Annotated in this window: 26 protein-coding genes; 15 read left to right on the top strand and 11 right to left on the bottom strand. The window is 68.2% G+C overall.

Annotated elements, in window-relative coordinates:
* Positions 1 to 2: 2 nt before the first annotated feature.
* The 5 genes from sufC (at position 3) to JL108_RS03925 (ending at position 4,662) form a co-directional block, all read left to right on the top strand.
* Positions 3 to 767, top strand: coding sequence for a Fe-S cluster assembly ATPase SufC (sufC, locus tag JL108_RS03945; RefSeq protein WP_205197175.1), 765 nt, complete (start codon positions 3 to 5; stop codon positions 765 to 767).
* The gene (locus JL108_RS03940; protein ID WP_143912371.1) at positions 764 to 2,005 is read left to right on the top strand and encodes a cysteine desulfurase; all 1,242 of its coding nucleotides are present in this window, start codon (positions 764 to 766) and stop codon (positions 2,003 to 2,005) included. Before sufC ends, JL108_RS03940 begins: the two co-directional genes overlap by 4 nt.
* 2 nt (positions 2,006 to 2,007) lie before the next feature.
* A complete protein-coding gene (sufU, locus tag JL108_RS03935) occupies positions 2,008 to 2,478 on the top strand; it encodes a Fe-S cluster assembly sulfur transfer protein SufU (RefSeq protein ID WP_143912370.1) in 471 nt (156 codons plus the stop codon).
* 4 nt (positions 2,479 to 2,482) lie between these two features.
* A complete protein-coding gene (locus JL108_RS03930; RefSeq protein ID WP_087624618.1) occupies positions 2,483 to 2,842 on the top strand; it encodes a metal-sulfur cluster assembly factor in 360 nt (119 codons plus the stop codon).
* A gap of 218 nt (positions 2,843 to 3,060) precedes the next feature.
* On the top strand, positions 3,061 to 4,662 hold the full coding sequence (locus JL108_RS03925) for an ABC-F family ATP-binding cassette domain-containing protein (RefSeq protein ID WP_205197174.1): 1,602 nt from the start codon (positions 3,061 to 3,063) through the stop codon (positions 4,660 to 4,662).
* Here the strand turns inward: JL108_RS03925 and JL108_RS03920 are convergent.
* Positions 4,649 to 5,416 (bottom strand): SURF1 family protein, encoded by a 768-nt coding sequence (locus JL108_RS03920; RefSeq protein WP_205197173.1) that lies wholly within the window; start codon positions 5,414 to 5,416, stop codon positions 4,649 to 4,651. The two genes, JL108_RS03925 and JL108_RS03920, sit on opposite strands and share 14 nt — an antisense overlap.
* Positions 5,417 to 5,419: 3 nt before the next feature.
* Positions 5,420 to 5,728, bottom strand: coding sequence for a DUF3099 domain-containing protein (locus JL108_RS03915; protein WP_205197172.1), 309 nt, complete (start codon positions 5,726 to 5,728; stop codon positions 5,420 to 5,422).
* Between the two features lie 65 nt (positions 5,729 to 5,793).
* Here JL108_RS03915 and JL108_RS03910 point away from each other — a divergent pair, with 65 nt between their 5' ends.
* On the top strand, positions 5,794 to 6,009 hold the full coding sequence (locus JL108_RS03910; RefSeq protein ID WP_205197171.1) for a dodecin: 216 nt from the start codon (positions 5,794 to 5,796) through the stop codon (positions 6,007 to 6,009).
* A 10-nt stretch (positions 6,010 to 6,019) separates the two neighbouring features.
* Here the strand turns inward: JL108_RS03910 and serB are convergent, their stop codons facing one another.
* The gene (gene serB / locus JL108_RS03905; protein ID WP_205197225.1) at positions 6,020 to 7,237 is read right to left on the bottom strand and encodes a phosphoserine phosphatase SerB; all 1,218 of its coding nucleotides are present in this window, start codon (positions 7,235 to 7,237) and stop codon (positions 6,020 to 6,022) included.
* 77 nt (positions 7,238 to 7,314) lie between these two features.
* Here serB and JL108_RS03900 point away from each other — a divergent pair, with 77 nt between their 5' ends.
* The 3 genes from JL108_RS03900 to JL108_RS03890 are packed head-to-tail and all read left to right on the top strand — an operon-like array spanning position 7,315 to position 9,697.
* On the top strand, positions 7,315 to 8,121 hold the full coding sequence (locus tag JL108_RS03900; protein WP_205197170.1) for an ABC transporter ATP-binding protein: 807 nt from the start codon (positions 7,315 to 7,317) through the stop codon (positions 8,119 to 8,121).
* Between the two features lie 14 nt (positions 8,122 to 8,135).
* A complete protein-coding gene (locus JL108_RS03895; protein ID WP_205197169.1) occupies positions 8,136 to 8,585 on the top strand; it encodes an NfeD family protein in 450 nt (149 codons plus the stop codon).
* 14 nt (positions 8,586 to 8,599) lie between these two features.
* Positions 8,600 to 9,697, top strand: coding sequence for an SPFH domain-containing protein (locus JL108_RS03890; protein WP_205197168.1), 1,098 nt, complete (start codon positions 8,600 to 8,602; stop codon positions 9,695 to 9,697).
* Positions 9,698 to 9,784: 87 nt separating this feature from the next.
* Here the strand turns inward: JL108_RS03890 and JL108_RS03885 are convergent, their stop codons facing one another.
* Positions 9,785 to 10,312 carry a YbhB/YbcL family Raf kinase inhibitor-like protein gene (locus tag JL108_RS03885; protein ID WP_205197167.1) on the bottom strand — a complete coding sequence of 176 codons (528 nt, stop codon included), beginning with the start codon at positions 10,310 to 10,312 and terminating at the stop codon, positions 9,785 to 9,787.
* A gap of 18 nt (positions 10,313 to 10,330) precedes the next feature.
* Here JL108_RS03885 and JL108_RS03880 point away from each other — a divergent pair, with 18 nt between their 5' ends.
* Positions 10,331 to 11,137, top strand: coding sequence for an RNA methyltransferase (locus JL108_RS03880; RefSeq protein ID WP_205197166.1), 807 nt, complete (start codon positions 10,331 to 10,333; stop codon positions 11,135 to 11,137).
* Between the two features lie 116 nt (positions 11,138 to 11,253).
* On the opposite strand, the gene JL108_RS03875 is transcribed toward JL108_RS03880, so the two are convergent.
* Both JL108_RS03875 and def read right to left on the bottom strand, forming a co-directional pair.
* The gene (locus tag JL108_RS03875) at positions 11,254 to 11,808 is read right to left on the bottom strand and encodes a GNAT family N-acetyltransferase (protein ID WP_205197165.1); all 555 of its coding nucleotides are present in this window, start codon (positions 11,806 to 11,808) and stop codon (positions 11,254 to 11,256) included.
* Positions 11,809 to 11,816: 8 nt separating this feature from the next.
* Positions 11,817 to 12,410: a peptide deformylase gene (gene def / locus JL108_RS03870; protein ID WP_205197164.1), complete on the bottom strand. Its 594-nt coding sequence runs from the start codon at positions 12,408 to 12,410 to the stop codon at positions 11,817 to 11,819.
* A 155-nt stretch (positions 12,411 to 12,565) separates the two neighbouring features.
* On the opposite strand from def, the gene JL108_RS03865 reads away from it, so the two are divergent.
* From JL108_RS03865 to JL108_RS03855, 3 genes are all read left to right on the top strand, one after another.
* Positions 12,566 to 13,873 (top strand): acyl-CoA dehydrogenase family protein, encoded by a 1,308-nt coding sequence (locus JL108_RS03865; protein ID WP_307837185.1) that lies wholly within the window; start codon positions 12,566 to 12,568, stop codon positions 13,871 to 13,873.
* A gap of 13 nt (positions 13,874 to 13,886) precedes the next feature.
* Positions 13,887 to 15,095: an acyl-CoA dehydrogenase family protein gene (locus JL108_RS03860; protein ID WP_205197163.1), complete on the top strand. Its 1,209-nt coding sequence runs from the start codon at positions 13,887 to 13,889 to the stop codon at positions 15,093 to 15,095.
* Between the two features lie 81 nt (positions 15,096 to 15,176).
* Complete coding sequence (locus JL108_RS03855; RefSeq protein WP_205197162.1) at positions 15,177 to 16,505, top strand: hypothetical protein; 1,329 nt, start codon at positions 15,177 to 15,179, stop codon at positions 16,503 to 16,505.
* Positions 16,506 to 16,524: 19 nt separating this feature from the next.
* Here the strand turns inward: JL108_RS03855 and JL108_RS03850 are convergent, their stop codons facing one another.
* The gene (locus JL108_RS03850; RefSeq protein ID WP_205197161.1) at positions 16,525 to 17,547 is read right to left on the bottom strand and encodes a zinc-dependent alcohol dehydrogenase family protein; all 1,023 of its coding nucleotides are present in this window, start codon (positions 17,545 to 17,547) and stop codon (positions 16,525 to 16,527) included.
* Between the two features lie 19 nt (positions 17,548 to 17,566).
* Between JL108_RS03850 and JL108_RS03845 the strand changes: the two genes are divergently transcribed.
* Positions 17,567 to 17,929: an FKBP-type peptidyl-prolyl cis-trans isomerase gene (locus JL108_RS03845; protein WP_143912345.1), complete on the top strand. Its 363-nt coding sequence runs from the start codon at positions 17,567 to 17,569 to the stop codon at positions 17,927 to 17,929.
* A gap of 166 nt (positions 17,930 to 18,095) precedes the next feature.
* Here the strand turns inward: JL108_RS03845 and hrpA are convergent, their stop codons facing one another.
* Both hrpA and JL108_RS03835 read right to left on the bottom strand, forming a co-directional pair.
* On the bottom strand, positions 18,096 to 21,731 hold the full coding sequence (gene hrpA / locus JL108_RS03840) for an ATP-dependent RNA helicase HrpA (RefSeq protein ID WP_205197160.1): 3,636 nt from the start codon (positions 21,729 to 21,731) through the stop codon (positions 18,096 to 18,098).
* Positions 21,732 to 21,735: 4 nt separating this feature from the next.
* Positions 21,736 to 22,524, bottom strand: a complete 789-nt coding sequence (locus tag JL108_RS03835; RefSeq protein WP_307837184.1) for a type II CAAX endopeptidase family protein — start codon at positions 22,522 to 22,524, stop codon at positions 21,736 to 21,738.
* A 69-nt stretch (positions 22,525 to 22,593) separates the two neighbouring features.
* Here JL108_RS03835 and JL108_RS03830 point away from each other — a divergent pair, with 69 nt between their 5' ends.
* Entirely contained in the window at positions 22,594 to 23,856 is a 1,263-nt protein-coding gene (locus JL108_RS03830) for a DUF445 domain-containing protein (protein WP_205197159.1), read from the top strand.
* A gap of 94 nt (positions 23,857 to 23,950) precedes the next feature.
* Here the strand turns inward: JL108_RS03830 and JL108_RS03825 are convergent, their stop codons facing one another.
* Positions 23,951 to 25,576, bottom strand: a complete 1,626-nt coding sequence (locus JL108_RS03825; RefSeq protein ID WP_205197158.1) for a phospho-sugar mutase — start codon at positions 25,574 to 25,576, stop codon at positions 23,951 to 23,953.
* Positions 25,577 to 25,652: 76 nt separating this feature from the next.
* Complete coding sequence (locus JL108_RS03820) at positions 25,653 to 26,462, bottom strand: purine-nucleoside phosphorylase (RefSeq protein ID WP_374190837.1); 810 nt, start codon at positions 26,460 to 26,462, stop codon at positions 25,653 to 25,655.
* Positions 26,463 to 26,539: the final 77 nt, after the last annotated feature.

The raw sequence follows: 26,539 nt of genomic DNA, 5'->3' as shown, positions 1-26,539 counted from the left end.
GCATGTCCACTCTGGAGATCAAGAACCTTCACGTCTCGGTCGAGACCGAGGACGGCGAGAAGGAGATCCTGCGCGGGGTCGATCTGACGATCAACTCCGGCGAGGTCCACGCCATCATGGGCCCCAACGGCTCGGGCAAGTCCACGCTCGCGTACTCGATCGCCGGCCACCCCAAGTACAAGATCACCGACGGCGAGGTGCTGCTCGACGGTGAGAACATCCTCGAGCTGAGCGTCGACGAGCGGGCTCGCGCCGGCCTGTTCTTGGCGATGCAGTATCCCGTCGAGGTGCCGGGCGTCTCGGTCGCCAACTTCCTGCGCACCGCCAAGACCGCGGTCGACGGTGAGGCTCCGAAGCTGCGCACCTGGGTCAAGGATGTGAACGCCGCGCTCGAGCGTGTCACCCTCGACCCCTCCTTCGCGCAGCGCAGCGTCAACGAGGGCTTCTCCGGTGGTGAGAAGAAGCGTCACGAGATCGCGCAGCTCGAGCTGCTCAACCCGAAGTTCGCCGTCCTCGACGAGACCGATTCGGGCCTGGACATCGACGCGCTGCGCGTGGTGTCCGATGGCGTCAACCGGTACACCTCGCAGGGCGATCGCGGCGTATTGCTCATCACGCACTACACCCGCATCCTCAACTACATCAAGCCCGACTACGTGCACGTCTTCGTCGCCGGCCGGCTCGCCGAGTCCGGTGGCGAGGAGCTCGCCGAGCAGCTCGAGGCCGAGGGTTACGACAAGTACGTGAAGGCGGCCGCGGCGCTGTGACCCGCTACGACGTCGAGGCGATCCGCAAGGACTTCCCGGTCCTCGCGCGATCCCTCGCGGGCGACCGGCCGCTGGTCTACCTCGACTCGGCCAATACCTCGCAGAAGCCGCGGCAGGTCGTCGAGGCGATCGAGCGGCACTATCTGGAGCACAACGCCAATGTGGCGCGCGCGATGCACCAGCTCGGCGCGGAGGCCACCGAGGCCTTCGAGACCGGCCGTGACAAGGTCGCGGCTTTCATCGGCGCGCCGTCGCGCGATGAGGTGATCTTCACCAAGAACGCCTCCGAGGCGCTCAACCTCATCGCTCGCACGCTGGGGGACGGCGGCATCGTGGGGGAGGGCGACGAGATCGTCATCTCCGAGATGGAGCATCACTCCAATATCGTCCCGTGGCAGCTCCTCGCCGAGCGCACGGGCGCGACGCTGCGCTGGTTCGGCGTCACGGACGAGGGACGCTTGGATCTGGACGACCTCGAGTCGCTGGTCACCGAGCGCACCAAGATCGTCTCGCTGACCTGGGTGTCGAACATGCTCGGCACCATCAACCCGCTGGACGTCGTCATTGCCCGTGCGCACCAGGTCGGTGCGCTGGTCGCGGTGGACGCCTCACAGGCGGTCCCGCAGCTCCCCGTGGACGTCTCCTCCCTGGGAGCCGATTTCGTGGCCTTCACCGGTCACAAGATGGTCGGTCCGACCGGTATCGGCGTGCTGTGGGGGCGTTACGACCTGCTCGCCTCGCTGCCGCCCTTCCTCGGCGGCGGCGAGATGATCGAGACGGTGTCGATGGAGCGGAGCACCTTCGCCGCGCCGCCGCACCGATTCGAGGCGGGGACACCGCCGATCGCGCAGTCGGTCGGTCTCGGTGCCGCCGTCGACTACCTGTCGGCGATCGGCATGGAGAACATCGCGGCGCACGAGCAGGCGATCACCGCCTATGCGCTCGGACGGTTGCAGGAGATCGACGGCCTCACGGTGGTCGGCCCGTCCGAGGCGGTCGACCGCGGGGGAGCGGTGAGCTTCACCCTCGACGGCGTCCACCCGCACGATGTCGCGCAGCTGCTCGACTCGCGCGGTGTCGCCGTGCGAGCCGGGCACCACTGCGCCAAGCCGGCCCATCGGCGCTTCGGCGTGCAGTCGACGACTCGAGCCTCGTTCTACCTCTACACGACCGAGGCCGAGATCGACGCCCTCGCCGAGGCGATCCGCTACACCCAGCAGTACTTCAAGGTGGGATGAGCATGGACGTCGATGCGATGTACCAGGAGATCATCCTGGACCACTACAAGAACCCCCACGGCGCCGGATTGCGCGAGCCGTACGAGGCCGAGGTCCATCACGTCAACCCCACCTGCGGCGACGAGATCACCCTGCGGGTGCATCTGGACGGCGACCGCGTGGCTGACATCTCCTACGATGCCGAGGGCTGTTCCATCAGCCAGGCTTCGGCCTCCGTGCTGTACGACCTGCTGCCGGGCAAGACCGTCGAGGAGGCGATGCGCGTGCTCGACGCCTTCACCGAGGTGATGCACGGCCGTGGCCAGGTCACCCCCGATGAAGAGGTGCTCGAGGATGGCATCGCCTTCGCCGGCGTGGCGCAGTTCCCGGCTCGCGTGAAATGTGCGCTGCTGGGGTGGATGGCGTGGAAGGACGCCACCTCCCAGGCGCTCGCCGGCTCCGATCAGACCGTGTCCCATGAGAGAGGCAAGTGACACCATGACGACCGACCATTCCGATCTGCCTCAGGTCGACACCAGCCCCAAGCCCACCAGCTCCGATGACGTCATCGAGGCGATGAAGGACGTCGTCGATCCCGAGCTCGGCATCAATGTCGTGGATCTCGGCCTGGTCTACGGCGCACACGTCGACGACCACAGCAATGCGGTGCTGCAGATGACCCTCACCTCGGCGGCCTGCCCGTTGACCGATGTCATCGAGGATCAGACCCGTGCGGCGCTCGACGGCATCGTCAACGAGTTCCGGATCGACTGGGTCTGGATGCCGCCGTGGGGTCCGGACAAGATCACCGACGACGGCCGGGAGATGCTGCGCGCCCTCGGCTTCAACATCGGCTGACGTCCACCAGGGCTGCCGACGGGCGGTGAGCCATCACGTATCTCCATCACCGGGGTGCGTGGTGGCTCACCGCCTGCTCTTTCGGTGGCTGACGTGAGGTGGCGTGGACCGGGCCGGTAGGCTGATCCGGTGCTGATCCAGAGAGAGTGACGGTCCCGCATCGCCCGCCGATGCCGTGTGTCGTCCTAGCCATCCCCTCATATCCTCTGGAGAACCCCGTGATCACCGCTTCCGGCGTGGAGCTGCGCTTCGGCGCGCGCGTCCTGATGTCCGATGTCTCGTTCCGTGTCGCCAAGGGCGACAAGATCGGCCTGGTCGGCCGCAACGGAGCGGGCAAGACCACCTTGACCAAGATGCTCGCGGGGGCCGGGGGAGAGCCCTCGGCCGGCAGCATCAGCCGTACCGGTTCTGTCGGCTATCTGCCCCAGGATCCGCGGGTCGACGACATGACGGTGAGTGCGCGCAACCGGATCCTGTCGGTCCGGGGCCTTGACGACGCGATGCGCCGTCTGCGCACGGCCGAGGAGGAGATGGCCTCGGCCGATCCCGAGATCGCCGAGCGGGGCATGAAGCGCTATGCCGCCGCCGATGCCGACTTCCAGTCCGCGGGCGGCTACGCGGCGGAGTCCGAGGCCGATGCGATGGCGATGTCCCTCGCCCTTCCCGAGCGCATCCTGGAGCAGCCGCTCAGCACCCTCTCGGGCGGTCAGCGCCGCCGGGTGGAGCTCGCCCGCATCCTGTTCTCCGATGCGGAGATCCTCCTGCTCGACGAGCCCACGAACCACCTCGACCACGACTCGATCGTCTGGCTACGTCAGTTCCTCGCCGATTTCTCCGGCGGCTTCATCGTCATCAGCCACGACGTCGACCTGATCGAGACGACGGTGAACAAGGTGTTCTACCTCGACGGCAACCGTCAGGTCATCGATATCTACAACATGGGCTGGAAGGCCTACCTGAAGCAGCGCGAGGCGGACGAGGAACGGCGCAAGCGCGAACGCGCCAACACGGTGAAGACCGCCGAGCGGTTGCTGCAACAGGCTGAGAAGATGCGCGCCAAAGCCACCAAGGCGGTCGCCGCGCAGAACATGATCAAGCGCGCCGAGAAGATGATGGCCGGGCTCGAGGACGAGCGGCAGACCGAGAAGGTCGCCAAGATCGGCTTCCCGAAGCCGGCCCCGTGCGGCAAGACACCGCTCATGGCCGAGGGCCTCTCGAAGTCCTACGGTTCGCTGGAGGTCTTCATGGACGTCGACCTGGCGATCGACCGCGGCAGTCGCGTCGTGATCCTCGGCCTCAACGGTGCCGGAAAGACGACGCTGCTGCGGATCCTCGGCGACATGGACAAGGCCGACACCGGCGAGATCCAGCCCGGTCACGGACTCAAGCTCGGCTACTACGCGCAGGAGCACGAGACCCTCGACACCAGCCGCACGATCCTCGACAACATGCAGCGCGCCGCGCCCGAGCTGAACGAGACCGAGGCGCGCAGCGTGCTGGGCCAGTTCCTGTTCACCGGGGATGACGTCGCCAAGCCGGCCGCCGTGCTCTCCGGCGGCGAGAAGACCCGGCTCGCGCTGGCCAGTCTGATCGTCTCGAAGGCCAATGTCCTGCTGCTCGACGAGCCGACCAATAACCTCGATCCCGCCTCACGCGAGGAGGTCCTCGGGGCGATCCGCTCCTATGAGGGCGCGATCATCCTGGTGACCCACGACGAAGGCGCAGTGGCCGCCCTGGACCCCGATCGTGTCCTCCTGCTGCCCGATGGCGACGAGGACATCTGGTCCGACAGCTACTTCGATCTGATCAGCTTGGCGTAAGCTGCTCGGTCTGCTCTGCGTGGGGCTCGCGCCGGCGCTCCTTCACCTCGGCCCGCGCGAACCAGAAGAAGCCGAATCCGGCCAGCCCGGCGAAGAAGTACCACTGCCAGGAGTAGAAGAGATTGACGCCCATGCCGAGCTCCGGCGGCTCGGCGGGCTCGAGGCCGTCCAGCGGCGGGTTCTGCTCGCGGAGGGCGATATAGCCCGTGGCGAGCTCGTGGGGGACGAGTTCGGAGAGGGCCTCGCTGCTGATCAGACGGACCTGGCCGTCCTCAGGCTGCACGGCTTGGCCGTCGTTGGTGCTGTCCGCGCGTAGCCAACCCGTGACCGTGACCTGGCCGCTCGGCGGAGGCGGGATGTTGTCGGGACGCGAGGCCGTGTTCTGTGTCTGGACCCAGCCGCGATCGATGAGGACCGCACTGCCGTCATCGAGCACGAGCGGTGTCACGACGTCGACCCCGGGCTGGCTGCCGCGTTGCTGGAACTTGACCAGGACCTCGTGCTGAGGGTCGTACCGGCCGGTGGCGGTCACCTGGGTCCACTCGTCCTCCGACGGCCATTCGGTACCTGGCGGAGCAGCCTGCTGGATCGGGATGGGATCGGACTCGGCATGACTCTCGACCTGGGCGTTGTGCTGTTGACGTTGCTCATGCCGATCGTGCTGCCACATGCCGAGGAACACGCAGGTGACGGCCAGGGCGATGACGAAGGCGCCGAACCCCAGCCAGCGGGGGGTCAACAGGAAGCGCAGCACCGATCAGTCCTCGTCGAGCTCGCGGCGGGGCTGCTCGAGCTCGGGGCGCTCGTGTCCGAAGGGCGACGGACCGTCGCTGGCCTTGCGCGCGGGCGAGTTGGCGAAGATGACCGCCACATACGGGAGGAAGACCGCCCCGACAAGCAGCGTCCAGCGCAGCGGACCGCTCGCGGCGACCGCGCCGATGAAGCAGGCGGTGCGGATCGCCATCGAGATGGCATAGCGCTTCTCGCGCGACCACGTGGCCTCACTGTGCGACTGAGCGGCCGAGGTGATCGAGTGCACCTCATCGCGCTTCCTCCGAAGCTTCACGGCTCCCACTCTACGCGGGCCTCCCTGGCGGCCCGCGGAGCGATGGGGAGCGGCATGATAGGGGCATGAGCAACCGTACGTACCGTGTGACCGAGATCGTCGGCACCTCGCCCGATGGCGTGACCGAGGCCGTGCAGAGCGGCATCAAGCGCGCCTCTCAGACACTGCGTCATCTGGACTGGTTCGAGGTGGTCGGCATCCGCGGGCAGATCGTCGACGACGAGGTCGAGCACTACCAGGTGACGCTCAAGCTGGGCTTCCGTCTCGAGGACGACGAGTAGGAACCGGCGTTCAGGCCGGGTCGGCGGCGTCGGCCGCCTCGACCTCTTCGCGGGTGATGCCCATGAGGAACACGACCGTGTCCAGATAGGGCACGTTGACGCTGGTACGCGCTTGGTCGCGCACGAGGGGCTTGGCGTTGAAGGCGATCCCCAGGCCCGCGGCGGCGAGCATGTCGAGATCGTTGGCGCCGTCGCCGATCGCCACCGTGTTGCGTTCGGCGATGCCGGCCTCTGCGGCGAACCGGCGCAGTGCCATCGCCTTGCCGGCACGATCGACGACCTCGCCCACCACGCGACCGGTGAGCCGGCCGTCGACGATCTCCAGCTCGTTGGCCGCGAAGTAGTCGATGCCGAGCTCCTCGGCGATCCGCTCGATGATCTGGGTGAAGCCTCCGCTCACGAGCGCGAATCGGTAGCCGAGGCGCTTGAGGGTGCGGATCATCGTCCGCGCTCCCGGGGTGTAGGCGATGCCGGCGTACACGTCGTCCAGGGCGCTGGCCGGGACGCCCTCCAACTGGGCCACCCGCGCGTGGAGCGAGTCGGCGAAGTCGAGCTCGCCGCGCATGGCGCGCTCGGTGACCTCGGCGACCTGAGCCTCGCAACCGGCGTGCGAGGCGAGCATCTCGATGACCTCGCCCTGGATCAGCGTGGAGTCGACGTCCATGACCACCAGGCGCTGGGCGTGCCGGCCGATGCCGTTCTCCTGCACCGCGATGTCGACCCCCTCGACATGACCGATGCTGGCGAGGTCGCGCTGCAGGGCATCGGGATCGGCGCCGGACACCTCCATGCGGATCGCCGTCACCGGGTAGCGAGCCATGCGGACGATCCGGTCGATATTGCCGCCGAGGCGCCTGATCCCGTCGGTGATGGCGGACATCGCCGACGGACGCAGAGGACCTCCGAGCACCACCACCTGCGCACGTCCGATGCGCCGTGGGCGGTTGTCCCCGACCCCGTGCTCGAACCAGACCTCGAGGCCGAGAGGCTCGGCGAAGCCGCGGATGGCCTCCTCGAGCTGCTCGGGAGCCTCGGGCTCGGTGAGCAGGGTGCTGAGGACGAGCCGGCCGCGGACGACGAGCTGTTCGACATCGATCACCTCGATGTCGAAACTCGCCGCCTCGGCGAACAGACGGGTCGAGACGCCGGGGCGGTCGGGACCGACCAGCGTCACCAGCACCGTCGGCACGGTGAGCTGGAGGGCGGCGGGCACATGCTCGGAGGTCATCGAGTCGAGGGTAGCGTCAGGGCTCACCGGCGACACGATAGGTTGGGATCACCGGGCCGTCACGACCAGGAGGATGCATGTCAGCTGTCTTCGAGCTGGACGATGTGACGGTGATCCGATCGGGCAAGAAGCTCCTGGACTCGGTCTCATGGACCGTCCGAGCGGGCGAGCACTGGGTGGTCATCGGCCCGAACGGGGCCGGCAAGACCACCCTCATGCAGATCCTCGGCGCCTCGCTGCACCCCACGTCCGGCCGGGTCCGGATCCTCGACGAGACGCTCGGCCAGGTCGACGTCTTCGAACTGCGCACCCGCATCGGGCACACGTCCACGGTGGTCTCCGAGCGGATCCCCGCACGGGAATCGGTGCGCAATGTCGTGCTCTCGGCCGCGTACGCCGTGGTCGGACGCTGGAACGAGGAGTACGACGAACACGACTTCGGCCGGGTCGACCAACTGCTCGCCGAACTGGGAATCGCCTCGCTCGCCGATCGCACCTTCGGCACCCTGTCGGAGGGCGAGAAGAAGCGGGTCCTCATCGCCCGGGCGCTCATGACCGATCCCGAGGCAGTCCTGCTCGACGAGCCGGGCGCCGGACTCGACCTCGGCGCACGGGAGGACCTGCTGGCGAGCCTCGATGTCCTGTCCAGCGATCCTGCCGGAGCGGCCTTCGTCCTGGTGACCCATCACGTGGAGGAGATCCCGCAGGGGTTCACCCACGCGCTGGTCCTCGCCGAGGGCAAGGTCATCGGGCGCGGACCGCTGCGGGAGGTCCTCACCTCCGATGTGCTGAGCAATGCCTTCGGTCAGCGACTCGAACTCCGCGAGGACCGCGGCCGTTTCACCGCCCGACGACAGCCCGCGGCGCGGCGGGCCGCTTCGTGATAGAGACATAGATCATGGACTGGCTCGGCGACGACATCTGGCTCACCTGGACGGCGATCGGCGTCGTGCTGTCGGTCGTCGAGATCGCCAGCATGGAGTTCGTCTTCCTGATGTTCGGTGTAGGGGCCTTCGCCGCCGCCGCCGTCGCTGCCCTCGGGGCGCCGTTCGTCCTTTGCCTCCTGGTCTTCGGTGGCGTCTCGGGCAGCATGTTGACGCTGGTGCGCCCCAAGATGGTCAAGCGCATCCACCGCGGGCCTACGCTGCCATCGGGCCAGCACGGTCTCGTGGGCCAGTACGCCACGGTCGATGAGCAGGTCTCCGCCCATGCGGGCCAGGTCATGATCAACGGCCAGCGCTGGACGGCCCGAGTGCTCGACGCTGATACGACCTTCGAACCCGGGACGGAGGTGCTCGTCGTGGCTATCGAAGGCCCGATCGCGCGCGTCACCGCCGCCCATCACTGAAAGGAAGAACGACAATGGTGGCCTCCGCCCTCGCCGTCTTCGTCGGCCTCGTGGTCCTGCTCCTCGTGGTCGTCGTCTCGATGTCGGTCAAGATCATCCCTCAGAATCACGCCGGCATCGTGGAGCGGCTCGGCCGCTATCGCACCTCGCTGAGCTCGGGACCGCACCTGATCATCCCGTTCCTCGACCGGGTCAGGTACCGGGTCGACCAGCGTGAGCAGGTCGTCTCGTTCCCGCCACAGGGTGTCATCACCGAGGACAACCTCACGGTGGAGATCGACACCGTCATCTACTTCACGGTCAACGACGCCGTCGCGGCCACCTACGAGATCGTCAGTTACATCGATGCGATCCATCAGCTGACGATGACGACGGTCCGCAACATCATCGGCGGCATGACACTGGAGCACACGCTGACCAGCCGCGACCAGATCAACCGCACGCTGGGCGCCGAGCTCGACGCGGCGACCGCCCGCTGGGGCATCAAGGTCAACCAGGTCGAGCTCAAGAGCATCGATCCGCCGCCGACCATCATCGACGCCATGGAGAAGCAGATGCGCGCCGATCGCGACAAGCGCGCCGCGATCCTCACGGCCGAGGGCGAGCGCCAGTCGGCCATTCTGACCGCCGAGGGCGAGAAGCAGTCGTCGATCCTCAAGGCCGAGGGCGAGAAGCAGTCGGCCATCTTGTCGGCGGAGGGCGAGCGCCAGGCCGCGATCCTCCGCGCGCAGGGTGAGGGCCGCGCCATCGAGACCGTCTTCCAGGCGATCCACAACGGCAATGCCGATCAGAAGCTGCTGTCCTACCAGTACCTGCAGACGCTGCCGAAGATCGCCTCGGGGGAGAACGCGTCGACCTGGATCATTCCGGCCGAGCTCACCAAGGCCCTCGGTACCCTCGGCGGCGCGATCGGCGACGTCCCGGTCGACAGCGGTGGCAGCCGCCGCGAGGTCGATCTGGACGAGGAGATCGTCGACGAGGTCCCGATCGCCAGCGAGGACACGTCCTCGGCCGTCGAGGAGGCCATCAAGGCCGCGCGGCAGGCGGAGTCTCCGGTGGCCCGCCCCGATGACGACGAGGGTGCCCCCGCCGAGGACGACCCCACCGCCTGACACCACCACCGACCCGTTGAGCGGGACGTTCGGACGGCCATTCGGCTGTGTTCAGCGTCCAAACGTCCCGCTCAATGGGTTTCGTCGTCAGTGCTGGTAGGTGCCGTGGAGGATGGCGCGGCCGAGGGTCTTGAAGGCCAGGTTGAAGCCGACGACGGCGGGCGAGACCGACGAGTCGACTCCCAGGGTCTCCTCGCCGACGGCGTGGACCACGAAGTAGTAGCGGTGCACCTGATCGCCCTCCGGTGGGGCGGCGCCCATGAAATTGAGGCCGCCGCCGTCGTTGCGGACGTGGAAGGCTGAACCGGGCAGCGTGTCATCGGAGGCGCCGGCACCAGCCGGCAGCTCGCGCGTGTCGGCCGGAAGGTCGACCGCCACCCAGTGCCAGAAGCCCGACACCGTGGGGGCGTCGGGATCGAAGCACGTGACGACGAAGGACCTGGTGCCCTCGGGCGGGTCGCCCCAGGCCAGGTGGGGCGAGGTGTCGCCTCCGGCGTTGACCTGGTCGTCCTTGAGCGGCTCGCCGTCGGCGACATCGTCGCTGCGCACGTCGAACGAAGCGGCTGCTGGGAGAAGCGGATACGGGTCGGGGGTCACGGGTCGATCAAGACTCATACTCCGTAGCCTAGATCGGTGGCCGAGTTGTTTCAGATCGCCGGCGCAGACGATCCGCTGCTGCGCGACTACACGAGTCTGCGCGATGTGAGTCTGCGCAAACTGTTGGAGACCGAGCGCGGCCTGTACATCGCCGAGGGTGAGAAGGTCGTGCGTCGCGCGGTCGAGGCAGGGCATCGTCCGCGCTCGTTCCTGCTCGCACCGCGCTGGATCGACTCGCTGAGTGACGTACTGGAGGCGAGCGATGCCCCGTGTTACGTCCTCGACGAGAAGGCGATCGAGCGGGTGACCGGCTTCCACGTCCACCGTGGTGCGCTCGCGGCGATGGACCGGCCCGCACCACGGACACCTGAATCGGTGCTGGAGTCGGCCCGGCGGGTGCTGGTCGCCGAGGACCTGGTGGACCACACCAATATCGGGGCAGTGATGCGCAACGTCGCGGCCCTCGGTTTCGACGCCGTCCTGCTGTCCCCACGGTGCGCCGACCCGCTGTACCGGCGTTCGGTCAAGGTCGCGATGGGGGCGGTCTTCTCCCTGCCCTATGCCCGGATCGACGACTGGTACAACGCACCTGACCTGCTGCGCCAGCTCGGCTTCACTAGCTATGCGATGTCGCTCGCCGAGGACTCGGTGCCGCTCGATTCCGTTGATGCCGGACCGGACGAACGTGTCGCAGTCATCGTCGGCTCCGAGGGCCCGGGCCTGACCGAACACTGGCAGCGCGCCGCCGACCATCGCGTCGCGATCCCGATGGCGGCCGGTATCGATTCACTCAATGTCGCGGCGTCGACCGCCATCGCCTGCTGGCACTTCCGCCCCCGCTGACCGTCCCGGTCCGACTTTTGCCGGGTTATAGCCCTTTCCACGGCACTCCAGGGGCCACAACCCGGCAAACCTGGATCCCAGCGCGAAGGATGTATCGAGGGATGAGATTCGCGGGCTCAGGTTCGGGTGAGACTGTCGAGGGTGGCGGGCGGTAGCGGCCGGTCGGCGTAGAGCAGACGGATGCCGTCGTGTACCTCGGCATCGGGGCCACGCCATCGCAGCGCCAGGCCGATCCGTTCCGCTGTCCGGCGACTCGCCGTGTTGTGTTCCAGGAGAGAGGCGATCACCGGGCGGTCGGGATCGGTGGCGTGCGCGGCGTGAACCGACTCCCTACCCACGCGGACGGCGAGGCCGTGCCCGTGGAACGCGGGGACGAAGCGATAGTAGAGGTTCCATATGAGGCCCTCACGCGCTGAACGACAGCCGCACACGCCGAGGAAGGTCCCCTCCGGCGCGACGCTGCCGTCATCGCCCGCCCGGACGATCCAGAAGCCGAGGCTGTCGCGCTGCCAGTCCTCGATGTCTCGGAGAAGTGCGGATCGGCTCTGCTCGAGGTCGGTGTGCCGCCCATCGGGATGATGACGCCAGGTGGCGGCGTCGGCGTGCAGGGCGGCGTAGTCGTCGAGGTCGCCGATGGCGGGGCGGTGGAGCCGATACGGCAGCCCAACCATGTCCCGTGTCAGTCCTCGCGCATGGGGGAGACGGGCCAGTCGTCGGGGTAGTCGTCGGCCAGGTTGTCGTGCTGCTTGTAGAGCTTCTTGCGGGCGCGGTCGGGGACCCGGTCGCCGAAGACGGTGCCGAAGAGGTGATCGGTCTCGTGCTGGAGGCAGCGAGCGAGCAGACCCGTGCCGGTGAACTCGACCGGTTCGCCATGGTGGTCGACGCCGCGCACCGTGGCGAGGTCCGGCCGAGCGCACTCGGCGAATGCTCCCGGGAGTGACAGGCAGCCTTCGTCGGCGGCGTCCAGCTGGCGATCCTTGCCCTCGGGCAGGGTGAGCACCGGATTGCAGACGACGCCGGTGACCCGCTGATGATCGGCATCGGGGCAGTCGAAGACGAAGACCTTCAGATCGACCCCGACCTGATTGGCCGCCAAGCCGACCCCCTCGGCCGCGTACATCGTGGCCGCCATGTCCGCCACCAGGGTCGCGAGTTCGTCATCGAACTCGGTGACATCGCGCAGTTCGTGGTGCATCACCGGGGTGCCCCAGCGGGTGATGGGGAGGACCTTGCCGCCCTCGGGAAGGGGGCGGGACTGCTCGGCACTGCTCACGAAAGGACTCCTGACGACGGATGATCGTCACCACACTATCGACCTCATTCGGAGCACCTGCTTGGCAGTGCTCCCACTTTCAGATACTCTCGGTATGTGAAACTGCAAACCGCAGTTACTCGTATCGTCATCCGATCTCGAACAGGAGCACCGTAGTGGCTCGCACCGATCCCATGGGCGTCGGCCTCAAGGTCCTGAACCGGCTCGCACAGTCGTCGGTCATCGACCGCTTCGGCCTGCGTGACGCGACCCAGAAAGTCGTCTATCACGGAGCCAGGAACGGCTTCAAAGCAGCCGGCACGGCACAACGCACCTTCACGAAGGTCCGTTCGGGAGGGCAGGGTGCACGACCCTCCACCTCGGGTCCCACCGGCGTCTTCGACCTCACCCCGACCGACGACCAGCAGATGATGGTCGAGGTCGTCGAGGAGTTCGCACGCGAGGTCCTGCGTCCCGGGGCCGAGAGCGCCGAGGCAGTGAACGACACGCCCAAGGAGATCCTCGGCCAGACGAGCGATTTCGGGCTGTCGCTCATCAACATCCCCGAGGATCTCGGCGGGCTCTCCCAGGAGCGTTCGGCGGTCACGGGGGTGCTCGTGGCCGAGGCACTCGCCTCCGGCGACATGGGCCAAGCGGTGGCGTGTCTCGCCCCCTCGGCCGTCGCCACCGCCATCGCGCTCTGGGGCACCGAAGGCCAGCAGCAGACCTATCTCTCCGCCTTCGCCGGGGACGACGTCCCCGCTGCCGCACTGGCCGTCAGCGAGCCGCGTGTGCTCTTCGACCCCTTCACGCTGCAGACCACCGCTCGCCGCTCCGGTGCCGGCTACACCCTCTCGGGTCTCAAGTCCGGGGTCGTGCGGGGGAGCGAGGCGGAGCTCTTCGTCGTCGCCGCGGAGGTCGAAGGCCGGGGCCCGTCGATGATCCTCGTCGAGGCGAGCGCCGCGGGCGTGCAGGTGGCCGAGGACCCCAGCATGGGCCTGCGGGCGGCCGGACTCTCTCGCCTCGCGCTCGATGATGTCCAGGTCGCTGAGGACGCCGTCCTCGGCTCCGTCGAGGACTACCGCGAGATGGTGCGGCTCTCGCGCCTCGCCTGGGCCGGTCTCGCCCTCGGAACCGCACGGACCACCCTCGACTACGTCAAGGACTACGTCACCACGCGTGAGGCCTTCGGCGAGCCCGTCGCCTACCGCCAGAGCGTCGCCTTCACGGTCGCCGACATGGCGATCGAGCTGGAAGGTATGCGGCTGGTGACCCTGCGCGCCGCCTCTCGTGTCGATCAAGGGCTTGACTCCGCGAGGGAGATCGCCCTGGCCCGCAGGCTGACGGCGGAGTACGGCATGAAGATCGGCACCGACGGAGTGCAGATGCTCGGCGGCCATGGCTTCGTCAAGGAACACCCGGTGGAGCGGTGGTATCGCGATCTGCGCGCCATCGGCGTGATGGAAGGAGCGGTCCTCGTCTGAGGGCGACACGATCATGATCAATCTGGAGACTCCCAAGAAGTACCGCGGCTTCGTCAAGCAGGTCAACGAGGTCGCCACCAACTTCCTCCGCGCCAACTCCCGCACCTACGATCTCGCCGAGCACTCCTATCCCAAGGAGCTGGACCTCCTCGCCTCGCTCGTCGACGGCATGAACGAGTCCGGGCAGAGCAAGGGTGCCGGTGCCGCCGGCGTGCGGGTCAAGGACGACGACAAGGGCGGCGTCAAGAACGGCACCAACATGTCCTCGGTGCTCTCGGTCATCGAGATGTGCTGGGGAGATGTCGGCCTGCTGCTGTCGATGCCGCGTCAGGGCCTCGGCAACTCGGCCATCGCCTCGGTCGCCAACGACGAGCAGCTCGAGCGGTTCAAGGACACCTGGGCCGCGATGGCGATCACCGAGCCGAGCTTCGGCTCGGACTCGGCGGCGATCAAGACCACGGCGGTCAAGGACGGCGACGAGTACATCCTCAACGGCGAGAAGATCTTCGTCACCTCCGGTGAGCGCGCCGACTCGGTCGTCGTCTGGGCGACCCTCGACAAGAGCAAGGGCCGCGCGGCGATCAAGTCCTTCGTCGTGCCCAAGTCGCTGCCCGGCATCCGGGTCGAACGGCTGGAGCACAAGCTCGGCATCCGGGCCTCGGACACCGCGGTCATCGTGCTGGAGGACTGCCGGGTCCCGGCCGCCAACCTGCTCGGCGATCCCGAGATCGACACCTCCAAGGGCTTCGCCGGCGCGATGGCCACCTTCGACAACACCCGACCGCTGGTGGCCGGCATGGCCGTCGGATGCGCCCGGGCAGCCCTCGAGCTCACTCGCGACCTGCTCACCGATGCCGGGATCGAGATCGACTACGACCGCCCCGCGCAGTCGCAGTCGGCCGCCGCCGCGACCTTCCTGCAGATGGAGGCCGACTGGGAGGCCGCCCACCTGCTGACGCTCAGCGCCGCGTGGATGGCCGACAACCGCAAGCCGAACTCGCTGGAGGCCTCGATGGCCAAGGCGAAGGCGGGTCGCGTGGGCAACCAGATCACGTTGCGCTGTGTCGAGCTGGCCAGCACCCTCGGCTACAGCGAGGTCGAGTTCCTGGAGAAGTGGTCGCGCGACTCCAAGATCCTCGACATCTTCGAGGGCACGCAGCAGATCCAGCAGCTGATCGTGGCGCGCCGTGTCTTGGGGCTGACGAGCTCGCAGCTCAAATAGCGGACGCGGCACGAGAGGCCCACGCTCCTTGGAGAGAATCGCTGGTACCCGCGACCACGATCCTCTCCAAGGAGCTTCCGCATGACCGTCTTCGACAACGGGCTCTCGGCCATCCGCCTGACCGATCACGAGCGCGCCGCGATCCGTGAGCTCTCGGAGTTCGGCCTGTATGAGGCACTGCTCGGGCGACGATCGCGCCGGTTTCCCGTCGGCGGCAGCATCCCCGACGGTCCGCTGGCGTTCACCAGCAGCAAGGAGAGTCGTCCGCTCACCGATGTGCAGCGCGCCCTCGTGCTGGCCACCGTCACGGGCCAGACCGGCTGGCATTTCGGCATCTCCCGCCACCCGGACTACGCGCCCCAGTTCCCCAACTACAACGGCTCGGCCATCGGCCGCGTCATCCCATCGGCGGCAGGCTTCCACACCACCGACTTCTTCTTCACCGACGACTCGGGCACCTACTTCCTGTCCACTCGTGACGAGGTACTCGACACCGCGTGGCAGAGCGGCTCGCTGGACGACCAGGACGACGTGGAGGCCGCGCTGAACGCGGTGGTCGCCCGTGCCGTGAAGCTCAGCGATGAGCGTCTGCATCTGCCTCGCGAGCAGCCCTATCTCGAGGGCCACAACATCTGGATCGCGAACTGGCCGGGCTCGCTGCTGGTCATCCCGGTCGCCGATCTGGCCCAGCAGACGCTCCTCAACATCGCCTTCTTCAACCAGAACGGCTACGCGATCTACGACGACGTCAACGATCGTCCGATCCCCGGTATCGATAAGTTCGCCCACCGGCTGCACAATGTCGACGAGCCGCAGCCGTTGAGCTTCATCGAGCAGTACTCACTGGCCGAGGCCAGTGCCGAGTTGATGACCGCCAGCTACGCCGGCCACCTCGCCCTTGGCGGCATCGGCCTCGGCGGGTGGAGCTTCGACGGCATCGACCGCATCTCGATGCTCGGCGCCTCCGGCAACCCCGACGTGCCCGGCCTCGGCTTCCGGTACGACGAGGACCCGCGCCGGTCGATGCCCAATCCGACCGGCCGAGAGGGGGTCTTCGAGACGTCCACGGTCGCCCACCATGGGTCCGCTCGTGCGGTCGTCGAAGCGCTGGTCGAGCGCAAGTTCGGTGCGGGCGGCCCCTACCACCCGTCCACTCCCGGCCCGTGGCGCGACAACCCGGGCGTCCGGGGCTCGGCAGCGCCCTTCGACGAGGAGTTCGTCGAGCTGCTGACGCTGCAGTTGCAGTACATCGACGACACCTTCGGCAAGTTCCCCGGCACCGTGCCGTCGGTCTGGATCATGAACTACCTGCAGGCCCAGCACCTGGACACCGACTTCTACGACACGCTCTTCACCCCGGGCGCCTACCTGCCGACGCACGCGCGTGAGCAGGAGCGCTGGCAGAGCTGAGCGCACTCCGGCCGGGCGGTCAGGGAGTGAGCAGCACCTTGGTCGCCCGGCGCTCGTCCATCGCCCGGTAACCGTCGGCGACCTCGTCGAGATCGAGCATGAGATCGAAGACCCTGCCGGGCTCGATGACACTGTCGAGGACATCGGGCAGCAGCTCGTCGAGATAGCGGCGCACTGGTGCGACACCGCCCGCGAGCCCGATATTGCGGTAGAAGTTGCCGCGCGGGTCGAAGGCCGCATCGTGGGGAAGACCCACATAGCCCACCATGCCACCCGGACGCGTAGACATGAACGCCTGCTTGAGGCTGTCGCCGGTGCCGACGCATTCGAGAACGGCATCGGCGCCGATCCCGCCCGTGATCTCGCGGACCTCGGCCGCGCCCTCCTTGCCGCGGGTCTCGACGATCGCGTCGGCGCCGAAGGCCCGGGCGATCTCCTGGCGTTCCGCGTGCCGCGACATGGCGACCACGGTGGACGCGCCCAGCCGCTTGGCGGCGAGGATCGCGCTCAGCCCCACGGCCCCGTCGCCCACGACCGCCACGGTGCTCCCGGACCGCACGCCGGCGCTGACGGCGGCGTGATGGCCCGTGGGGAAGACATCGGACAGTGTCAGCAGATGCGGGACGAGTGCCTCGTCTGGTTCGCCTCCGGGAACCCGCACCAGGGTGCCATCGGCCTGCGGCACGCGGACGAGTTCGCACTGGCAACCCTCGTAGCCACCGCCGTTGACGCAGGAGGTGTGAACACCGCGCTCACACAGCGCGCAGGTGTTGTCGCTGTAGAGGAACGGGGCGATGACGAAGTCGCCCGGCTGCACCGAGCCGACCGCGCTGCCGACCTGCTCGACGACGCCCACGAACTCGTGCCCGATCCGGCGCGGCTCGGACTGGTCGCCGTCCAGGCCGCGGTACGGCCACAGATCGCTGCCGCAGATGCAGGAGGCGACCACTCGTACGACGGCATCGGAGTCGGCCGTCAGCTGCGGATCGGGGACCGTCTGGAGCTCGATGGTGCCCGGGGATGTGAGGATCGTCGCGCGCATACGTGCAAGGATGGCAGGTATGACCTCCAAGCCTGAAGTCGACTTCATCGAAGGACCCCCGCCCACCGAGCTCCAGGTCGCCGACCTGATCGAAGGCGATGGTCCCGAGGCGGTGCCCGGTGGCGTCGTCGACGTCCACTACGTGGGTGTCGACTTCGAGACCGGCGAGCAGTTCGATGCCTCGTGGGATCGCGGCCAGTCGGCGCGCTTCCCGCTTCCTCAGCTCATCGCTGCCTGGCAGCAGGGCATCCCCGGCATGAAGGTCGGCGGACGTCGCCAGATCATCGCGCCGCCGGAGCTCGCCTACGGCCCGGCCGGCGGCGGCCACCGTCTCTCGGGCCGAACGCTCGTCTTCATCATCGACCTGCTCGGCGTCGGCTGAGCGAGTATCTCCAGCATGGGCGGTAGCCCATCAACCTCGCCTGATCGCAGGCGGTAGCTCAGCAACCTCATCGAAGCTCGATAAGGTTGCTGAGCTACCGCCGCCTGGGGCGTGAGGTTGATGGCCTACCGCCGCTGACGCCTGGTATCGGTCGATGCCGCCTGGTTCAGCGCGCGGGCGTGGGCCTCGTGGCCACGGCCAGGTGATCTTGCAGAGCGTCGAGGCGCTTGGTGACGCGCTTGACCGAGACCGGGATCGCCGCGCGCAGATCCTGGGCGAGCAGGCTCACGCGCAGCTCCTCCAGCGCCCAGCGCACCTCCTGTACCGCCGTCCCACGCCGGAGCCACAGCGGGAGGTCGCCGGTGAGCGCGTGGAAGCGCGCCTCCAGCTCCTGGGCGGCCGCGAGGTCCTGGGTCAGCGGCGCCCGCAGCCGCCGGCGGGCGGCCTCCAGATACACCCGCAACCGTGGCAGGCGATCCGCACCCATCTCGCGGACGAAACCGGGGTAGACGAGCCAGGACAGCTGGATCTTGACGTCCTCGCCCGGCTCGTCGGCTCCCGGCGCGATCTCGCCGAGCACCTGCAGCGCCTCGACCACACCCTGCACCGTCCGCTCGGCGAGCGGATAGACGTCCGCCCGCACGGCCTCGGTGAGAGAGGCGAAGGCGCCCTCATCGTGGACGGGCCCGCCCTGCCGTACCACCAGGGCGTCGAGGGCCGCCATCCGGGCGTCCTCGATGAGAACACCCGGATCGCGATAGGGAGCCGTGGACAGCAGCAGCTTGTCCGCGAGGTTCAACGAACGCGCCAGCTGCGCGACGGGTGAGGGCGTCGCCAGCGCGATCAGCCGCGACTGCGCCCACACCATCGCCGAGCGCTGTTCGTCCACCGATGACAGCACGCGCAGCGAGACGCTGTCACCGTCGTCGACCAGCGCGGGATATCCTGTGATCTGCCCGGCCTCGACGGTCCGATCGAGCGTCCCGATCTCCCAGCTCGTCAGCCCCGTGCGCTCCTCCTGCTCGGCCACGGCGTTCAGATCGCTGCGCAGGCGCGGCTCGAGCTGACGACGCAATGCCGCGAGATCCTTGCCACTCGCGATCTCCTCGCCGTCGTCGACGATCCGGTAGGTGACACGAAGGTGGTCGGGGACGGCGGAGGGATCGAAGTCCTCGGGCCGCACGGTGAGGCCCGAGGAGCTGCTCAACCGGCGTGCCAGCTCCTCGACGATATCGGGCGCTTCGAGGTCGAGCTCCGGCACGATCCGGTCGGCGTACTGTCCGGCCGGGGCGAAGTTCCTGCGCTGGGTCTTCGGCAGCGTACGGATGAGCTCGGTGACGAGCTCATGCCGGTGGCCGGGCACGTGCCAGCCGAAGGCGCGTTCGTCGACCCCCAGCAGTTCCTCGACCGGGATGGTGACGACGAGGCCGTCGGCGCTGGACTGCGGGTCGAAGACGTACTCGACATCGTAGTCGCTGCTCTGGGTCGTCCACGTCGTCGGAAACTGCTCGTCGATGTCAGCGCCGAGCTCGTCGGTGCGCAACATGGCCGGGTCGAAGGTCAGCAGATCGGGCTCATGTCGCCTCGTCTTCTTCCACCAGCTGTCGAAGTGCCGCGCCGAGACGATCTCCTGGGGGAGTCGCTCGTCGTAGAAGTCGAACAGCGTCTGATCGTCGACACGCAGGTCCCGGCGGCGCAGCCTGTCCTCGAGCTCGCCGACATCGTCGAGGAGGGCGCGGTTCCCGTGGAAGAACCGGTGATCGGTGCGCCAATCGCCTTCCACGAGCGCATGGCGGATGAAGAGCTCCCGCGCCAGCGCCGGGTCCACCCGCGAGAGCTGCACCGGTCGGTCCACGACCACCGGGATCCCGTACAGCGTGGCCCGCTCCTTGGCCATCGCCGTGCCCCGTCGCGACGACCAGTACGGCTCGGCGTACTGGCGTTTGAGCAGGTGCCCAGCTGCCTTCTCGACCCAGCCCGGGTCCACCCGCGCGACGGTTCTGGCCCACAGCCGCGAGGTCTCGACCAGCTCACCGGCCATGATCCATCGAGGAGGCTTCTTGGCGAGGCCCGAGCCGGGGAAGACCATGACGCGAGCGCCGCGGGCACCGAGGAACTCCCGACCGTCGGGCTCTCTGAGCGCGACGTGACTGAGGAGCCCGGTGAGGAGCGCCTGATGAATCGCATCGGCGTCGTCGCTCAGGTCGCGCTTCGGCTTCATGCCGAGATCGCGGACCGTGCGACGCAGCTGAGCGTGCACGTCCTGCCACTCGCGGACGCGGAGATAGTGGATGAACTCGTCGTGACACATCCGCCGGAACCTGCTGTGCGACAACGCGTCGCGCTGCTCGCGCAGATAGCGCCACAGGCTCAGATAGGACAGGAAGTCCGAGTCCGGCTGATGGAAGCGCCGATGCTTCTCGTCGGCGGCCTGCTGGCGTTCCAAGGGACGCTCGCGCGGATCTTGGATGGACATGGCGGCCACGATCACCAGGACATCCGCCAGGCAGCCGAGACGATCCGCCGCGAGCAGCATCCGGCCCAGCCGTGGATCGACCGGGAGACCCGACATGGTGCGGCCGAGCTTCGTCAGCCTGCGGCCATCGAGCGCGCCGAGCTCGGCGAGCAGGTTCAGACCGTCGTTGACCGCGCGGCGGTCCGGTGGATCGAGGAAGGGGAAGTCGTCGATATCGCCGAGCTTGAGCGATGCCATCTGCAACAGCACCGAGGCGAGGTTGGTCCGCAGGATCTCCGGATCGGTGAACTCCGGGCGCCCCTCGAAGTCCTCCTCGGCGTAGAGACGGATGCAGATGCCGTCCGCGACGCGACCGCAGCGGCCGGCCCGCTGGGCGGCACTGGCCCGCGAGATCGGCTCGATCGGCAGACGCTGGACCTTGAGCCGGTTGCTGTATCGGCTGATACGGGCCAGCCCGGAGTCGATCACATACCGGATGCCCGGAACGGTCAGCGAGGTCTCCGCCACATTGGTGGACAGCACGATCCGCCGGCCGGGATGCGAGGCGAAGATCTTCTGCTGGTCCTGAGCGGCGAGGCGGCCGTAGAGCGGGAGGATCTCCGTGCGGGGGTACTTCTTCCCGCTCAGATACTCGGCGGTGTCGCGGATCTCGCGTTCCCCGGACAGGAAGACGAGGATGTCGCCATCGCGCGGCAGCTCGCGGACCGCCTGGTCGATGGCCTCGGCGAGATCGGAGGCATCCGACTCGGCCACGGGGCGATAGCGCACCTCGACCGGGTAGGTGCGGCCGGAGACCTCGATCACGGGAGCGTCGTCGAACATCTCCGAGAACCGCCCGACGTCGATCGTGGCCGAGGTGATGATGACCTGGAGATCGGGCCGCCGGGGGAGGAGACGCTTGAGGTAGCCGAGCAGAAAGTCGATCGCGAGGGACCGCTCATGGGCCTCGTCGATGATGACGGTGTCGTACTGGCGCAGCTCCGGATCGCCCTGGAGCTCGGCGAGCAGCAGTCCATCGGTCATCAACTTGATCGCGGTCGCGTCGCTGGTCTGGTCGTCGAAGCGCACCGCATAGCCGATCTCGTTGCCGAGCTCGACCTCGCATTCGTCGGCGATCCGTCGGGCGACCGAGCGCGCGGCGATCCGCCGCGGCTGGGTATGGGCGATGCGGCGACGACCGAGCTCGTAGGCGATCTTCGGGAGCTGGGTCGTCTTGCCCGAGCCGGTCTCGCCGGCGATGACGACTACCTGGTGCTGGGCGAGCAACTCGGCGATCTCGTCGTGTCGTTCGGCGATCGGGAGGGCAGTATCGAAGGTGAGTCTCATGAGTTCAGCGCAGTCCGAGGGTCTCCGCGAGGAACGCGTAGCCGACGAATGCCACGACATCGAGGATCGTGTGGGCGATGACGAGCGGCATGACGCGACCGGTCCGGTAGAACCAGTAGCCGAAGACCACTCCCATGATCGCATTGCCGACGCCCTGGCCGAAGCCCTGGTAGAGGTGATACGTGCCGCGCAGGAGCGCGCTCACCGCGATGGCGGCGGGGACACCCCAGCGCAGTTGCCGCAGTCGCGTCATGAGGTAGCCGACCACCACGACTTCCTCGAGCAGGGCATTCTGCACCGCCGCGACGATCAGCACGACCGGCGTCCACCAGTAGGCGTCGGTCGGGCTCAGCACGATATCGGCGGTCAGGCCGAAGGCACGGCCGAGGGCGTACAGGCCGAGCCCGGGCAGGCCGATGACCGCCGCGAGCCCGGCGCCCCAGGCGAGATCGCGGAGCGGACGTGAGCCGTCCAGGCCCAGTCGCTTCAGCACGCCGGGACGCTCGCCGTCGAGGTTCAGCAGGTAGAGGGCGAGCGCGACCGGGACCAGGGCGAAGAAGATCGAGAGCAGTTGCAGTGTCAGATCGAGCCACTGCAGATCGGCTCGGGAGGGGTTCAGGGTCGCGGTCGAGCCACCCACGCCCCCTTCGGCGAGCTTGCGCAGCAGGCTGACCACCGCATACACCGCCGACTGGCCGAGGGAGAGCCCCAGAACGATCCAGACCTCGGCGCGGAGCCCGCCTCGGGCGACTGCCGCCATGGGAGTACGCGGCGATCGGGGACGACGGGGCACGAGCAGAAGTCTAGTGGGCTTCCACGACCTCGGGAGGCCGTGCGGACGGCGGGCGCCTACAGTGCCCGCATGACGAGCATCGCGTTGTCGCCCGACGTGGCCGGAGCCGATCACGAGCGCCGCCGACGGCTGCGTCGCATGCGGATCGTCGCGACCTCCTTCCTCTTCGCTGCCGCTGTCGTCTTCGTGCTGACATTGGACGGCCGGGGCTGGGTGGGCTACGTCCACGCGGCCTCCGAGGCCGCGATGGTGGGAGCCATCGCGGACTGGTTCGCGGTCACGGCGCTGTTCAAGCGGCCTCTCGGCCTGCCGATCCCGCACACCGCGCTCATCCCGCGCAAGAAGGAACAGCTCGGAGCGAGTCTGCAGGAGTTCGTCAGCGAGAACTTCATGCAGCCGCAGATCGTCAAGGAGCGGATCGAGGAGGCACAGGTGGCGCGCCGGGCGGGGGAGTGGCTGGCCGCCCCGCGTCACGCCGAGCGGATCGTGGCCGAGGGCGCGCAGATCGGGGCGGACGTCCTGGAGGCCATCTCGCCGGCTGATGTCGAGGCGATCTGGAACGAGGTCGTGGTGCCAAGACTGGTCGACGAGCGCATCAGCCCGGCGGTCGGACAACTGCTCGGTGAGATCGTGGACGACGGCGCCCACACGGGCTTGGTGGATCTCATGCTGGACGAGCTGTCCGGCTGGATCGACCGGCATCCCGAACGGATCACCGGCCTCGTCACCGAACGGGCTCCCGGGTGGGCTCCGGAGTGGGCGAACCGCTTGGTGGCAGAGCGGATCCTCCGCGAGGTCACGACCTGGCTCGCCGATATCCGGGACGATCAGGAGCACTCGGCGCGGCGAGCCCTCGATCACTGGCTGGCCGATCTAGCGGACGACCTGCAGCACGATGACGAGACCATGGAGGCGGCGGAACGTCTCAAGGCACGGCTGCTGTCCCAGCCGAAGGCGGTCGCGACGGCCACGCGGCTGTGGGAGGCCTTCCGTCAGACGGCAGTCACGGCTCTGCGCGATGATGACGGTCTGCTGCGTCGCCGGATCATCTCCGAGGTCATCGCCTTCGCCGAGCGACTCCAGCATGACCCCGCACTGGCCGCTCGGGTCGACCGCGCCGTGAGCGATGCTGCCGGGCACCTGGTCGAGCGGTACGGTCCCGAGGTCGCGACGATCATCTCGGCGACCGTGGACCGCTGGGACGGCAAGGAGACGGCGCGACGGGTGGAGCTGTTGGCCGGCCGGGACCTGCAGTTCATCCGGATCAACGGCACCGTCGTCGGTGGCCTGGTCGGACTGGTGCTCCACGCCCTGGTCTCCCTGCTCGGCTGACGCACGCAGCTCGCCAGGCCGCCGAGTGGTGCAATCTTGCCCACTCGCGGGGTCCCCGGCGGGAAGGGGAGAAGCACCGCGGGTGGGTGTGGGGTCAGCTGAGCAGCTCAGTGACACCGGCGCGCAGACGGTCCAGCTCCTCGGTCGCCCGGCGCTCCGCATCCGCCAGATCATCGCCGACCGGGATCACGACCTCCAGATAGCACTTGATCTTCGGCTCGGTGCCGGACGGGCGCACGATCACCCGGGCATCCTCGCCGAGCTGTAGGCGGATGCCATCGGTGGGCGGCAAACCGGCATATCCCGCGACCAGATCGTCGACTCGCGTGACCGCGCGTCCGCCCAGTTCGGTCGGCGGCGACGTGCGCAGCCGCTGCATCGTCTCACCGATCACCGACAGATCCTCGACGCGCAGAGCCACCTGCGCGGTCGCGTGCCATCCGTGCTCGGCGTAGATCTCATGCAGACGATCCAGCAGGCTCACTCCACGGTGCTTCGACCGCGTGGCGAGCTCGAGGACGGCGAGGGCGGCGGTGATGCCGTCCTTGTCGCGGGCGATCGCGGGTGCCACGCAATAGCCGAGTGCCTCCTCGTACCCGAAGGCGAGACCGTCGACCTGGCCGATCCACTTGAATCCCGTCAACGTCTGCCGCCAGGGCCGCCCGTACGCCGCCGCCTGGCGGCCGAGCAGATCGGAGGAGACGATCGATGAGGCGTAGGTGCCCTCGATACCCGAGGACAGCAGGTGATCGGCCAGCAGCGCACCCAACTGATCGCCGGTGAGCATCCGGAAGTCGCCCTCGACGGGCACCGCCACCGCGCACCGGTCGGCATCCGGGTCGTTGGCGATCACCAGGTCGGCACCGATCTCGCGGGCCTGGGCGAGCGCGAGATCCATGGCACCGGGTTCCTCGGGATTGGGGAATGCCACGGTCGGGAAGCGCGGATCCGGCTCAGCCTGATCGGCGACCACATGCAACGGGGCGAAGCCGGCGCGGCGCGCCGCCTCGCTCATGATGTCGAGCCCCACGCCATGCAGAGGGGTGTAGACGACGTCCAGCGGAGCAGTCGGCGGAAGCTCGCCCACGAGACCGACGGCCGCGTCCAGGTACGCCTCGATCACGTCCTCGCCGATCAGCCGGTAGTCGTCGCCCCGTGGCAACGTGTCGATCGGGCCCACCCGAAAGATCGCCTCGGCGATCTCGGTATCCGCCGGAGGCACGATCTGGCTGGAGTCACCGAGGTAGACCTTGTAGCCGTTGTCGCGCGGGGGATTGTGCGAGGCCGTGACCATCACCCCGGCAGTGCACCCGAGATGCCGGATGGCGAAGGCGAGGACGGGTGTGGGCGTGGGTGCGCTGAAGAGAAACGCCGCGATGCCCGCTCCGCTGAGGATCTCGGCGGTGTCGCGTGCGAAACGGTCCGATTTCTCGCGCGCGTCGTAGCCGATCACCACCGCCGGACGCTCGTGGCGGGACCGCAGATAGTCGGCGAGGCCGCGAGCGGCCTGCGCGACCACGACGCGGTTCATCCGCGTGGGGCCGGCCCCGAGCTCGCCGCGCAGGCCGGCCGTGCCGAAGGTCAGCCTGCCCGAGAAGCGGCGCGCGAGCACGGTGTGATCGCGACGGTCCACCAGCCGCTGGAGCTCTGCGCGGGTCTCGTCGTCCGGGTCCTGGGCGATCCACGCGCGAGCCAGGTCGATGGCCTCAGGCCCGGTCATGCCCGCTCCTGCCGAGAAGAGCGCATGGTAGGCAGGAGCCGGCCTGACGTGCTGATGGTTCCCTCGCTTCGTTCGCTCATGAGCGGCGAGGCACGCGAGGGAGGACATCGGCGAGGAGCGTGCCCATGCGCGCCGCGGAGGCGCGGCCGGCCTCCAGCACCTCCTCGTGGTTGAGCGGCTCTCCGCTGATACCCGCGGCGAGATTGGTCACCAGACTGATGCCGAGCACGTCCATCCCCGCCTCACGTGCGGCGATCGCCTCGAGGACGGTGGACATGCCGACCAGATCGCCGCCGATCGCCCGGACCATCGCGATCTCGGCAGGGGTCTCGTAGTGAGGACCGGGGAACTGCACGTAGACGCCTTCGTCGATGCTCGGATCGACCTCCCGCACCAGCTCGCGCAGCTGCGGCGAGTAGAGATCGGTCAAGTCGATGAACGTGGCACCGACGATGGGCGAGGTCGCGGTGAGATTGATGTGGTCGCGGATGAGGACGGGAGTTCCGGGGGTCCACGAAGGGTCGAGCCCGCCGCAACCATTGGTCAACACGATGGTCTCCACGCCGGCGGCAGCAGCCGTACGGACCGCGTGGACCACGGCCTCCACCCCGCGGCCCTCGTAGAAATGGGTCCGGCCGAGGAAGACGAGAGCATGGGTGTCACCGACCGGAACCGACCGGATGGTGCCCCCATGACCGGCGACCGCGGGAGCGGTGAAGTGCGGGAGCTCGGCGGCGGGAAGTTCCACGCTCGGCTCGCCGAGGGCGTCGGCCGCGGGGAGCCAGCCCGAGCCCATCACCAGTGCCACGCTGTGCTTGACGCCGCCGGTGCGTTCGCGCAGGGCTTCGGCGGCGTCTCGGGCTCGATCGTAGGCGGTCACGAGCACACCCTACGCGAAACCACGTACCGATTCCGTGGGGTTCGGGTCGCGTGACGACGGACGATTCCGTTGTGCTTTACTGA

It is taken from the genome of Aeromicrobium sp. YIM 150415 (assembly GCF_016918125.1).
Lineage (GTDB): Bacteria > Actinomycetota > Actinomycetes > Propionibacteriales > Nocardioidaceae > Aeromicrobium > Aeromicrobium piscarium.
Note: the sequence above shows the minus strand (reverse complement) of the source record. Positions and strands in the feature narration are given on the sequence as shown.